Source organism: Corynebacterium freneyi, assembly GCF_030408835.1.
Classification (GTDB): Bacteria; Actinomycetota; Actinomycetes; order Mycobacteriales; family Mycobacteriaceae; genus Corynebacterium; species Corynebacterium freneyi.
In genome coordinates this window covers 1,652,515-1,665,156 of the sequence record NZ_CP047357.1, presented here as the reverse complement: position 1 = coordinate 1,665,156, position 12,642 = coordinate 1,652,515, and the positions used below count along the sequence as shown (strand labels likewise).

The following is a 12,642-nucleotide window of genomic DNA, read 5'->3' as shown; positions in this document are numbered from 1 at the left end:
GCCTACCGCACCACGATGCCGTCGGAATCGGCGTAGACCATGTCGCCCGGCACGAAATCGACGCCGCCGAAGCTGACCACGACGTCTCGCTCGCCGGAGCCGGTCTTGGTGGACTTGCGGGGGTTGGTGCCCAGCGCCTTGCAGCCGAAGTCCATCTCGCCGATGAGCTTCGAGTCGCGCACCGCACCGTGGACGATGACGCCGGCCCAGCCGTGATCGCGGCCCAGCCCGGCGATGACGTCGCCGACCAGGGCGGTGTGCAGCGAACCGGAACCGTCGATGACCAGCACGCCACCGTCGGAGTCCTCCGACAGCACCGCCTTGAGCAGCGCGTTGTCCTGGAAGCAGCGGACGGTGGAAATGCGGCCGCAGAATTCGCGCTTGCCGCCGATGTCGCGGAACTGGGTATCGCAGCTGCGCACGTGCGCGCCGATCTCGTCGACCAGGTCGGCGGTGGGGATGAACTGGGCGTCGCCCATGGTGGCCTCCACTTTCTCATCGTTGAGTCGTCGGGTGTCTTTCCCCCCAAGATTGCCAGACCGGCCGATCCGCGGGGTGCGTTAGGGTGGGGCGGAGTAAGGACCCGTGCCGGGTGCGTCGGTCGCGCGGTCGTCGTCGCGCGGATGTCGAGCGGATGGAGGCTCACGTGGCCGGAATGAACTGGTTTTGGAAGGCACTCGGCGGCAAGCAGAGCCGCGACCAGAAGCGCAGCGTGTCGCTGGTGGCGCGGGCCGCGGAGCTCGAGCCCGAGCTGAAGGGGCTTTCCGACGCCGACCTGGTGGCCCGTGCCCGCGACAATCGCGATGATGCGCCCGAGCTTCTGGCCTGCCTGCGCGAGGTCGCCGAACGCGCCATCGGTCTGCGTCCGTTCGATGTCCAGCTGCAGGGCGCGCTGCGTCTGCTGGAGGGCGACGTGGTGCAGATGGCCACCGGCGAGGGCAAGACCCTGTCCGGTGCGCTGGCCGGCGCCGGGTTCGCGTTGCGCGGCGAGCGCGTGCATTCGGTGACGGTGAATTCGTATCTCGCCCGCCGCGACGCCGAGTGGATGGGGCCGATCTTCGAGTTTCTGGGGCTGACCGCCGCGTCGGTCCACGAGTCCGACGACGCCGCGGCCCGGCGCCGTGCCTATGCGGCCGACGTGGTGTTCATCGCCGTCAACGAGCTCGGTTTCGACGTGCTGCGCGATCGCTGCGCCATCGACGTCGCCGACCGCGTGCAGCAGCCGGCGCGCGTGGCCATCGTCGACGAGGCCGATTCGGTGCTCGTCGACGAGGCGCTGGTTCCCCTGGTCCTGGCCGGTTCGGCGGAGGGGGATGCTCCGGCGGGTCGCATCACCGACATCGTCCGTCGGCTGGTCAAGGGCGATGACTTCACCGTCGACGCCGGGCGCCGCAACGTGTTTCTCACCGACATCGGCGCGGCGCGGGTCGAGCGGCTGCTCGGCATCGAATCGCTTTACGACGAGGACAACGTCTCGACGACCCTCGTGCAGGTCAACGTCGCCCTGCACGCCCGGGAACTGCTGCGCCGCGACGTGGACTACATCGTCCGCGACGGCAAGGTGGCGCTGGTGGATTCCTCGCGGGGCCGCATCGCCGACCTGCAGCGCTGGCCGGACGGGCTCCAGGCGGCGGTGGAGGCCAAGGAGGGCCTGGACGTCTCCGGCGGCGGTCGCGTGCTGGACACGCTGACCATCCAGCAGTTGATCGGCCGCTACGACATCACCTGCGGCATGACCGGCACCGCCGTCGCCGCCGGCGACCAGTTCCGCGAGTTCTACGGCATGCGCGTCTCCGTGGTCGACCCGAATGAACCCTGCATCCGCGACGATGAACCCGACCGGATCTACGCCACGCACGAAGACGCGTTCGCCGCCGTCGTCGACGAGGTCATCGAGGTCAATTCGCGCCGCCGCCCGGTGCTGGTGGGCACCGGCGACGTCGCGGAGTCCGAGCGGCTGGCGGACGCGCTGGCCGAACGCGGCATTGAGGCGGCGGTGCTCAACGCCAAGAACGACGAGGCGGAGGCCGCCGTCATCGCCGAGGCCGGTGCCCCGGGGCGGGTGACCGTGTCCACGCAGATGGCCGGCCGCGGCACCGACATCCGGTTGGGCGGCGGCGACGAGGCCGACCGCGACGAGGTCGTCGAGCTCGGCGGCCTGTGCGTCATCGGCGTCGCCCGGCACCGCACCGCCCGTCTCGATGGCCAGCTGCGCGGACGTGCCGGCCGCCAGGGGGATCCGGGTTCCAGCGTGTTCTTCGTCGCCCTCGACGACGACATGGTGGTCGAAGGCGGGGCCGGGGAGGAGCTCACCGTCACGCCGGAGGCCGACGGCCGCATCCGCGACGCCCGTGCCGCCGCCTTCGTCGATCGCGCCCAGCGCGTCACCGAGGCGACGATGCTGTCCATCCACGCCACGACGTGGAAGTACAACAAGCTCATCGGCGACCAGCGGGCGATCCTCGACGAGCGTCGCGAGCGTCTGCTCACCACGGATCTCGCGTGGCGGGAGCTGTCGGAGCGCGAGCCCGAGCGCGCGAAGGAGATCCTCGCCGACGTGCCCGAAGACGTCGCCGTCGTCGCCGCCCGCGAGATCGCGCTGCACCACCTGGACCTGGGGTGGTCGGAGCATCTGGCGGACCTGGACGACCTGCGGGAGTCGGTGCATTTGCGCGCGTTGGCGAAGGAAAGCCCCATCGACGAGTTCCACCGCGCGGCGATCGCGGCGTTCAAGAATCTCGCCGCCGAGGCGGTCGATCGGGCGGCGGAGAGTTTCCGCGAGGTGACCATCACCGCCGACGGCGTCGACCTGGACGCCGAGGGAATGGGCCGACCCAGTTCGACCTGGACGTACATGGTCAACGACAACCCGTTGTCCGGCGGCGACTCGGCGATCGGGGCGGTTGCGGCCTTGTTCCGTTGAGGGAGTCGCACCACATGGGTCCGCCCCAACGGCTATGATTTATGGCGTTACAGGAAATCGGACGATTATCCGGAGGATGTGCAATGACGAACAACACCGGCAAGCCTGAGGCTTCGGTCGAGACCACCTCGGTCTTCCGCGCCGACCTGCTCAAGGAGATGGAGTCCGGCGCGGGCCAGGATCCCGCCGTGCCCGGCGTGGAGGGGTTGCCCGAAGGTTCGGCGCTGCTCGTGGTGAAGCGCGGCCCCAACGCCGGCTCGCGTTTCCTGCTGGATCAGCCGGTGACCACCTCCGGTCGTCACCCCGACAGCGACATCTTCCTCGATGACGTCACCGTGTCCCGCCGCCACGCGGAGTTCCGCATGGAGGGCGACACCTTCGAGGTCGTCGACGTGGGATCGCTCAACGGCACCTACGTCAACCGCGAGCCGAAGAACTCGGCCGTCCTGTCCAACGGCGACGAGGTCCAGATCGGCAAGTTCCGTCTGGTCTTCCTCACGTCCCCGAAGTAAACCCCCAGCCCGAAGCAAAACCACCAGGAAGTACCACGTCGTGGCAGCAGTTCCCGCTTCCGCCCCCGACTCCGGGGCAACTTCCCCGCGGACCCGTTCCGCGGGGAAGATGTCCATCGGCGCCGTTCTGTCGGAGCTCCAGCAGGAGTTCCCGGACGTGACGGTGTCGAAGATCCGTTTCCTCGAGTCCGAGGGCCTCATTTCGCCGTCCCGCAGCCAGTCGGGGTACCGGCGTTTCGCCCGTGCCGACGTCGACCGGCTCCGCTACATCCTCACCGTCCAGCGCGACAATTACCTGCCGCTGAAGGTCATCAAGGAGCAGCTGGACAATATCGACGCCGGAAACGTCGCCGCAGTGGGTGAGGGCCTGGCGTCGGTGACGCCGCTGGTGACGCCGGATCAGTTCCGCGATTCCGCGGTGGTCCATCTCACTCGCGCGGAGTTGGCGGAGCGGGCGGGCGTCGACGAGGAGTTCGTGGGCAGCCTGGTGCGTGCCCGGCTGCTGTCCCCGGATGCGATGGACTGCTTCGACGGCGATGACCTGGCGTTGGCCACCACCGCCGGCAAGCTGCGCGAGTTCGGCCTGGACGCCCGGCACATGAAGACCATCCGCACCGCGGCGTCGCGCGAAGCCGACCTCATCGGCCAGGCGACCGCCCCGATGGCGCGGTCGAAGGCCGACGGCGCCCGCCAGAAGGCGGAGGAGATGGCGCGGGAGATGACCGCGTTGCTGGTCACCCTGCACGGAACGCTGCTGAAGCGTCAGGTCAACGACGACCTCGGTCGTTGATGGGCCGGTCGTGTGGCATGGATGATTTCGTAGAGGTCGAATCGCGCGGCATTTTGGTCCACGAGCCGGAGGACCACCCCGTTCTTCTGTTGTCGCCGCCGGGTAGCGGTCGCGTCGTCCCCGTGTGGATCGGCGCCGCCGAGGCCGCGTATCTGGCGGCCCGGGAAGCGGGCATGACGCAGAACCGGCCCTGCGCCCAGGACGTCATCGTCGAGATGGCGGAGTCCACGGGCAATTCGATCGAGCGGGCGGAGGTCACGGGCTTCCATGAGGGCGTGTTCATCGCGTCCCTGGTGCTTTCCGACGGCGGCCGCGTGGATTGCCGGGTCTCGGATGCGATTGCGGTGTGCGAGATCGCGGAGGCCCCTCTGGTCTTCGCGAGGGAGATCCTCGAGTCGGTGTCCGTTCCGGCGGGCTCGCTTTTCGACGACCCCGAGTTGGCCGAAGAGGAGGAAGAGGAGTCGGTGGAGGAGTTCGCCCGATTCCTCGACGAGATCGACGCCGCCGATTTCCTGGGGGAGCCCGGCGACGGGGACGGATCCGGCGACGACCGCTGATCGGGCGCCGGCTCCTTTCGCAGCCAGCTGAACGTGTGCCGGCTGCTTGCGGCACCGGTTGATTGCGACGCCCGCGCACTCATGCTGCGGCGGGCGTCGCAAAGCTTTTTCTCCTTTTTCGAGGCGATGCCGCGCGCCCAAACGTGTTACTGATGTGACTCATGATGACTGGAGTGCATGGAGTGGCACCCCCGATTACCCCCGAAGTCTGATCCTTGACTTGAGTCGCAAACTCCCATGTCGCGATGAATGAGGGTGCTTTGACCTGCGAATACGTGAAACACGAAGTCTGAACCTGAACTTTAGGTTTAGACACGCGGCGTGTCGGCCGAAATCCTGTTGACAGTGCCTTAACCTTGGCGAAAGATAAACGACAACAGTGGAACTACCAGGGGAGAACACGAACATGGTCGACGATCGCGCAGCTGATCGCCAGGACTCCAAGCTCGACGACGCCACCGACGCCGGCGTGCAGGAGTCGCTGTTCGACATGGGCCCGGACGAGCAAGTCGGTTACCGCGTGCCCATCGCCTGCCAGGCCGCCGGCATCACCTACCGCCAGCTCGACTACTGGGCGCGCACCGGACTCGTCGAACCGTCCATCCGCAACGCCCACGGCTCCGGCTCGCAGCGCCTGTACTCCTTCCGCGACATCCTCGTGCTGAAGATCGTCCGCGGCCTGCTCGACACCGGCATCTCCCTCCAGAACATCCGCCTGGCCGTGGACAAGCTCCGCGACCTCGGCGTCGATGACCTGGCCACCATCACCCTCGTGTCCGACGGCCGCACCGTGTACCAGTGCCGCTCCAACGAGGAGGTCATCGACCTGCTCAACGGCGGTCAGGGCGTGTTCGGCATCGCGGTGCCGGGAATCATGAAGGAACTCGCAGGCTCCATCGCCAGCTTCCCGTCCGAGCGCGTGGACGGCACCCCGGTCGCCGCCCCGGTCGACGAGCTCGCCGCCCGCCGCCGACGCCGCATCGGCTAGGAGTCCGACCAAGCCACTGAAACGACGACGCCCCGCACCTCCCCGCGGGGCGTTTTCGCGTCTTTGGGCACCACGCGTGTGGCCGGGCGGCCGGAGAGCAGCTGCCAAGTAGTGGGTGAATGGTGGCTCAGCAGCGGGAAAGCGATGGGCGAGCGGTGGCCGAGCGGTACCCGGCTACAGCCCCATCGCCTTCACCAGCGCCGCAGTCGGGTCGGTGCCGGCCACCTGGACGGATCCGCCGGTGGCCGAGGCCAGCTCGCGCAGCGCGCCATCGGTGGAGTCCTCGCCGACGACGACCACGTCGACGCGGACCGGCCGGTCGGTCGTGGCGGCGGCGGTGATCCGCTCGATGGCCGCGGCCGCGTCATCGTCGGCGGCGTCGGAGCCGGTGGTCACCAGGACCACGCGGTTGGCCACTCCCGGCGACCATGCCTCGGCGACGTAGTCGACCGCCGGCCCGACGGAACGCCACAGCCACGGTTCGCCGCCCGTGCTCAGCTGGCCGAGCACCTCGACCGACCGGTCCTTGGCACCGGCGCCGAAATGGACGTTCTGGCGAACCGGGGTGGTCACGCCGGCCGACAGCGGGGAGGAGTAGTTCCACAGGGCGACGCGGCGTCCCTCGCCGTCGATCGCACGGTCCATCAGCGGCGTCAGCGCCGTGCGCACCGCCTCGAGGTCCATGCCGTCGGAGGTGTCCAACAGCACCAGCGTCGACCCGGCGGGCTCGGTGGTGGCCGCATCGCCGTCGGAATCGTCGCCCGCGCCGTCGGAACCGTGGTCCTCGGCGTCGATGCCGGCAAACGGGTCGGTGTCGCGGGCGGCGACGTCGGGCAGAATCTCACCCGCCGCACCGTCGAGGGCACCGGCGGCGGTCTCGTCGTCCCCGTCGCCCGGCGCGTCGGCGTCGACGCCGTTCTTGCGGGCGTACTTGACGAACTCCGCCGCGGCACGGGCGTTGACCTCGTTGATCGGACCACCGGAGGTGAAGGCCACCATGGGCGCGGACAGGGCCGGCGAACCATCCGGGGAGGTGAAGCTCAGGCCCTCGGACCCGGTCTGCGTCGACGCGTCGACCATCGACTGCGTCGCGGCGACGGCGTCGTAGCCCTCGGCGGTGTCCTTGGCCAACTGGCCCAGCAGCGCCTCCGACGTGAATCGGCCACCGGCGGCGAGGCGCTCCTCGGAGGCGTCGAGAAGTTCCCGACCCCGCGTATCCGGCGTCAGGCGGGCGTTGACCACCGAGGACACCACGGCGTCGGGCCCGCCGGGGGTCGCGATGACCAAATCCTCGATGCCCGCGATGTCGTCCCACGATCGCCCCTTGACGTCCGCGGCACGGTCGGAGGCCACGGCCAGGCCGACGGGCTGGGGGGAGAAGCGGGCGGTTTCGCCGTCGACGCCCACGCCCCCGGAGTCGCGGGCCGCGTCGACGAAGGAATCGTCGGCGGGCACCCACACGGCGGGCAGCACGGGCTTGACGCCGCCCGTCGCACCGCCGGTGCCATCCGCGTCTCCGTCGGCTCCGTCGTCGCCGTGCTCCCGGATGACGTCGAGGATCTGCTGCGAACCGTTGGCGGTGACCTGCGGGCGCACGCAGTACTCGCGGACCACCGGGTCGGTCGCGGCCCAGGCGTCGACCTGCTCGCGGACCACGCCGACCACCGCGGGATCGGCGGCGACCACGAGGGTCAGATCCCCCTTGGAACAGTCGGCCGAGATCCCGGGATCGTCGCCGTCGGAAGTCCGCAGCGTCACCCACGCGAAGATCATCGCCCCCACGAGAATCGCCGCCAGCAGCGAAATCAACGGCCCCTTGGCCACGCGGTAGTTCGGCTTGCCGTCGGAATGCCTGCCCACGGACGCTCAGCTCCTCCCGGATGGTGACTGCGATGCTGCAATGCCGCAGTACGGCGATGCTGCGGTGCGGCGCTGCTGCACTTGCATCCCACCCTAGCCGTGAAACGACCTCGCCAAACGGAGCAACTCCGCGCGGATCGGCGCGGCGCGCTCGGCCAGTTCCCGCTGGCGGGAAACGTACTCGGCCTTGCCTTCGGCGGTTTCGATGCGCACCGGTTCGAATCCGAAGTCCGCCAGATCGTAGGGCGAGGCCTCCATGTCGAGCCGCCGGACGTCGCGGGCGAGTTCGAACGCGTCGAGCCACAGCTCACCGGGGACGAGCGGGCCGAGCTTGGTGGCCCACTTGTACAGGTCCATGTTCGCGTGCAGGCACCCGGCCTGTTCGCACGCCGGTTGGGTCGCGCGCGTCGGCCGGTTCTCGTTGAGCGGCACGGCCTCGGGCGTGAAGAACCGGTAGGCGTCGTAATGCGTGCACCGCACCCTGTGCGTGACGACGACCTCGTCGGTTCCCGCTTGCCCGAGTCGCAGGGGCACCGCGTGGCGAGTGTCGTCGGCGCGGTAGACCATGGCCCATTCGTGAAGGCCGAAGCAGTCGAAATGGGCGTCGTTGGCCATGGTGCCGGCCAGCAGGTCGGCGATGTAGGAGATCGCTTCGCCACGGCGCCGGGCATGGGCCGAGTGGTCCAGCCGGGCGATGCCATCGTCGCCGACGACGAAATCGCGCAGGTGCGACACGTGCTCGGCGGCGCGGGGATCATCCGACCCGGCCAAGGCCACCCCGAGGCCCGGTTGCCATCGGCGCAGGGTGCCCGGACGCACCGGGTAGTACTCGAAGAGGAAGTCCCACACCGGGTGCTTGCGCCCCCGGGCCCGGCGGTCGAGATGGTCGGCGCACAGGGCGTCGGCGCGGCGGGCATGGGCGTCGGCGCGCGCCAGCCACCGCTCGAGGGGGAGAACCGTTTCGTGCGGCTCGCCGGTGCCGCCGGTCACCGGATCCGCGGCGGTCATGCGCCGCGCGGGCCGCCGGGCTGCGGCGGATTCTTGGCCGTGGTCTTTGCCGTGTTCTTTGCGGGAGCCTTGGCGCCGGCCTTCGCGGCGGCACGGACGGCGGCGGTCTTGACCTGGGCGGCCTTGACTGCCGTGCCCTGCGCGGTGGCGCGGCCGGGGCGAGCCGCGATGGCCTGGTTGGTTTCGTGGGTCCAGTCGCGCACGACGCCGATGTGCTCCTCGATGAGATCCTCCAGCGTCACGATGCCCACCAACGCACCGTCCTCGACGGCCATGGCCATGTGCGCCGACCGACGACGCATCTCGCGCATGGTCCGGTCGATCGCCCCATCGGCGTCGACCACGATCAATTCGCGGATCTCCTCGTCCGGAATCGGGGTGTCCGGGCCGGACGCCGGATCGAGCACGCGGTCCAGGACGTCCTTGACGTGAACGTAACCGCGGTAGCGGCCATCGGCGTCGGCGACGGGGAAGCGGGAGAACCCGGTCTCCGTCACCGCCACCTCCAGGTCCCCGACCGTCGGCGACGCCGGAACGGTGCGGGTCTTCGACGGAACGATGAGCACCTCGCGAATGGAGCGATTCTCCGAGGACAGGGCGCGGTTGAGGCGGGAATGCTCTTCGTCGTCAAGCAAACCCTCCTGCCGCGACTCCGCGATCATCGACGCCAGCTCATCGGTGTTGACCGTCGAATCGAGCTCATCCTTCTGCGTGATGCCGAACCACGCCAGGGTTTGGCGGGCGACCCAGTTGAAGAACAGCAGCAGCGGCTTGGTCACCTTGTAGAACGCCAGGTGCACCGGCGTCAGCCACATCGCCATCGTCTCCGGGCCGGCCAACGCGATGTTCTTGGGCACCATCTCGCCGAGCAGAATGTGCAGGATCGACACCAGCATCAACGCAATGGCGAAACTGATCGGATGCAGCAGCGACTCCGGCACCCCGAGGGCGGCGAACGGCTCCTCCAACAGGTGCGCGATCGCAGGCTCCGACACCTTGCCCAACAGCAGCGAACAAATGGTGATGCCCAACTGGGCGGCGGCGAGCATCATCGACAGATGCTCCGTGGCGCCCAACACGGTCTTCGCCCGCTTCTTGCCCTGCGCGATCAGCGCCTCCAGGCGATCACGGCGCGCGGCGATCAACGCGAACTCCGCGCCGACGAAGAAGGCGTTGAACGCCAACAACAGGAAAGTGAGGGAAATGCCGAACCAGTCGCTCATCGCTCGAACATCTCCTTCGCACGCTCGTTGGTGATGGGGATCAGCAGGGCCCGGTCGACCCGCCGCCCGTCCATCGCGAGGATGCGGGCGTACCAGCGGCCCGGCAGCCCCGACTCGAACTCGTCGAGGATGTCGCGGTCGGTTTCCGGCAACAGCACCACGTCGCCCTCGGCCGGGATGCGGCCCAGGGCCATCATGATCACGCCGCCGAGCGTTTCATGGTCGCCGTCGGGGGCGAAGTAGCCGACCTTCTGCGGCAGGTCGTCGACGCGCACCAGGCCCGAGCAGTCCCAGCCTTCGGTGACGTGGCGGACCTCCTGCTCGGCTTCGGCGTCGTCGTACTCGTCGTAGACCTCGCCGAGGATCTCCTCCACGACGTCTTCGATGGTGACGATGCCCGCCGTGCCGCCGTACTCGTCGGCGACCAGGGCGACCTGGGAACCCGCCGACCGCACGGCCTCGAGCACGGCGTCGCCGTCGAGGGACTGCGGCAGCACGGGCACCGGGCGGGCCAGCTCAGCCACGCGGGTGGACTTGCGGCGGGCGGCGGCGACGGTGAAGGCGTCCTTGACGTGGACGACGCCGATGGTGGCGTCGAGGTCTCCGTCGGTGACGGGGAAGCGCGACCGCCCGGACTCCAGGGCGATGGCCAGCAGATCCTCCACCGTGTCGGCGACGTCGAGGGAGATGATCGTCGAGCGCGGGGTCATCAGGTCCTCGGCGGTGGTCTCGCCGAACTTCAGCGAACTCTCCAGCATCTGCGCCTTCTGCTTGTCCAGTGCGCCGTGCTGTGCCGAGTTCTTCACCAGCGCGCCGAGCTCCTGGGGCGAACGCGCCGACGCGAGTTCGTCGGCGGGCTCGATGCCCAGCTTGCGCACCATCCAGTTCGCGGTGAGGTTCATCGACTGGATGAACACGTAGAACACCCAGTTGAACCACATGACCGGTCGGGCGGTGACGCGCGCGACGCCGAGGGGCTCGGTGATGGCGACGTTCTTCGGCACCAACTCGCCGTAGATCATCGACAGGCCCGTGGCCACGATCAGCGCCAGGACCAGCGCCGTCGGCCGGGTCGCGGATTCGGACAGGCCGGCCCATTCGAGCATCGGGGTGAAGTAGCGGGCCAGGACCGGCTCCGCCAGGAAACCGGTGGCCAGCGTCGTCAGGGTGATGCCGAGCTGCGCGCCGGAGAGGTGGAACGACAGGCGGTTGTGGGCCTTGCTCACCGAGTGCGCCGGGCCGTCGCCGCGTTTTTTCACGTCATTGTCGATCGCCGAGCGTTCCAGGCCGGTCAACGCGAACTCGAAGGCGACGAACAAACCCGTGCCCGCAGTGAGGGCGATGAAGCCGAGCACCGCGACGATGTTGAGGAATATGTCCATGATTAGGGAAAGATCCTACTCCGGCGCGTCGCGGCAGGCCCGTTGGCCCGGCGTCTTTCCCTTTCCGGGGTTCGCACTACTTCTTCCGCACTACTTTTTGCCGCGCTTTTTCTTGGGCCGGTGCGGGCGCGAGGCGGCTGCCGTGCCGCGGCGTCCCCGTCCGGCTCCGGTGCGGTGCCGGGTTCCGGTTCCCGCGTGACGACGGCCCGCGTGTCCGCCCGAGCCGCGTGCCCCGCGCGAGGGGCCCGGGGGTTTGCGGGCGCCGGTCCACTTCCTCAGGGCCTTCGACCCGGGGGAGACGTCCATGACCTCGGGGGTGACGCCGGCGGCGCGGAGCATCTCCTCGGTCTCCTCGGCCTGTCGATCGCGGACGATGGTGACCACGGTGCCGGTGGCTCCGCCGCGGGCGGTGCGGCCCGAGCGGTGGACGTATGTCGCGGCTTCCGGCGGCGGGTCGACGTGGACGACGAGGTCGAGCGAGTCGACGTCGATGCCGCGGGCCGCGACGTCGGTGGCCACGAGCACCGGCACCTCGCCGGAGGCGAAACCGGCCAGCGCCGCGCGTCGGGCGGTCTGTCCCCGGTCGCCGTGGAGCGCCTCGACGCGAATGCCCTGGTCGGCCAAGTACCCGGCCAGGGACGTGACCCGGTTCCGGGTGTTGCAGAACAAGACCACGCGGCCTTCGCGGGCGGCGATCCACGCGGTGACGGCATCGGCGGCGTCGTTGTCGGGCACCCGGAAAACCAGGTGCTTCATCGTGTCGACGGACACCACGGCGTCGGCGACTTCGTGGCGCACGGGAGCGCGGCCCTCCATGAGCACCTCGGCGGCCTCGTCGAGGGTCGCCGAAAACAGCATCCGCGTCGCACCCGCCGAGGTGGCCCGGACCAGGCCCAGGACATCGGGCAAAAATCCCAGCGCAGCCAGCTCGTCCGCCTCGTCGATGACCACGGCCGAGACGTCGTCAAGCGAAAGCCGCTTCTGCTTGCGCAGATCGTGCGCACGACCCGGCGTAACCACCGCGACGTCGACGGGCGCGGCGAGCGTGAGCTTCTGCCGGTTGATGTTCTCCCCGCCGACGAAGGCACGCACGCGCAGCCCCGCCGCGGCGCCGAGATCGCCGAGGACGTCGGCGATCTGGTCTGCGAGCTCACGGGTCGGGGCGATGACCAGCCCACGCGGGCGCCCCGGCTTCGACGCCGCCCCCGCCAACGACTGGACCAACGGAATGCCGAAGGCCAGCGTCTTGCCGGAACCCGTCGGGGCGCGGCCGAGGACGTCGCGCCCGGTCAACGCGTCGGGCAGCACCGCCGCCTGAATCGGCGTCGGCTCGGTGACGCGCATCGACCGCAGCGTGCGCACCACGGCCTCCGAAACCCCGAGATCCGGGAAAGAAGGG

Annotated in this window: 10 protein-coding genes and 1 pseudogene; 5 read left to right on the top strand and 6 right to left on the bottom strand. The window is 69.4% G+C overall.

The window, feature by feature from the left end:
- Positions 1 to 2: 2 nt before the first annotated feature.
- On the bottom strand, positions 3 to 479 hold the full coding sequence (gene rraA, locus CFREN_RS07485; protein ID WP_035123760.1) for a ribonuclease E activity regulator RraA: 477 nt from the start codon (positions 477 to 479) through the stop codon (positions 3 to 5).
- Positions 480 to 646: 167 nt separating this feature from the next.
- Here rraA and secA2 point away from each other — a divergent pair, with 167 nt between their 5' ends.
- The 5 genes from secA2 to CFREN_RS07460 all read left to right on the top strand — a co-directional run bounded on the left by secA2 (position 647) and on the right by CFREN_RS07460 (position 5,770).
- Positions 647 to 2,923, top strand: a complete 2,277-nt coding sequence (gene secA2 / locus CFREN_RS07480; RefSeq protein ID WP_209652791.1) for an accessory Sec system translocase SecA2 — start codon at positions 647 to 649, stop codon at positions 2,921 to 2,923.
- Positions 2,924 to 3,006: 83 nt separating this feature from the next.
- A complete protein-coding gene (gene odhI, locus CFREN_RS07475) occupies positions 3,007 to 3,435 on the top strand; it encodes an oxoglutarate dehydrogenase inhibitor Odhl (RefSeq protein ID WP_070522107.1) in 429 nt (142 codons plus the stop codon).
- Between the two features lie 40 nt (positions 3,436 to 3,475).
- A complete protein-coding gene (ftsR, locus tag CFREN_RS07470; RefSeq protein ID WP_035123683.1) occupies positions 3,476 to 4,225 on the top strand; it encodes a transcriptional regulator FtsR in 750 nt (249 codons plus the stop codon).
- Positions 4,226 to 4,242: 17 nt separating this feature from the next.
- Positions 4,243 to 4,782: a bifunctional nuclease family protein gene (locus CFREN_RS07465; protein WP_209652793.1), complete on the top strand. Its 540-nt coding sequence runs from the start codon at positions 4,243 to 4,245 to the stop codon at positions 4,780 to 4,782.
- Positions 4,783 to 5,272: 490 nt separating this feature from the next.
- Entirely contained in the window at positions 5,273 to 5,770 is a 498-nt protein-coding gene (locus CFREN_RS07460) for a MerR family transcriptional regulator (protein WP_224372129.1), read from the top strand.
- Between the two features lie 174 nt (positions 5,771 to 5,944).
- Here the strand turns inward: CFREN_RS07460 and CFREN_RS07455 are convergent, their stop codons facing one another.
- The 5 genes and pseudogenes from CFREN_RS07455 to CFREN_RS07435 form a co-directional block, all read right to left on the bottom strand.
- Complete coding sequence (locus CFREN_RS07455; RefSeq protein WP_209652796.1) at positions 5,945 to 7,630, bottom strand: hypothetical protein; 1,686 nt, start codon at positions 7,628 to 7,630, stop codon at positions 5,945 to 5,947.
- A 93-nt stretch (positions 7,631 to 7,723) separates the two neighbouring features.
- A complete protein-coding gene (locus tag CFREN_RS07450) occupies positions 7,724 to 8,638 on the bottom strand; it encodes a 3-methyladenine DNA glycosylase (protein ID WP_141743041.1) in 915 nt (304 codons plus the stop codon).
- A gap of 176 nt (positions 8,639 to 8,814) precedes the next feature.
- Positions 8,815 to 9,861, bottom strand: a pseudogene (locus CFREN_RS07445) (hemolysin family protein); the annotation flags it as partial.
- On the bottom strand, positions 9,858 to 11,243 hold the full coding sequence (locus CFREN_RS07440; protein WP_209652798.1) for a hemolysin family protein: 1,386 nt from the start codon (positions 11,241 to 11,243) through the stop codon (positions 9,858 to 9,860). The gene CFREN_RS07440 and the pseudogene CFREN_RS07445, both read right to left, overlap by 4 nt.
- Positions 11,244 to 11,333: 90 nt before the next feature.
- Positions 11,334 to 12,587 carry a DEAD/DEAH box helicase gene (locus CFREN_RS07435; RefSeq protein ID WP_209652800.1) on the bottom strand — a complete coding sequence of 418 codons (1,254 nt, stop codon included), beginning with the start codon at positions 12,585 to 12,587 and terminating at the stop codon, positions 11,334 to 11,336.
- Between the last annotated feature and the right edge of the window lie 55 nt (positions 12,588 to 12,642).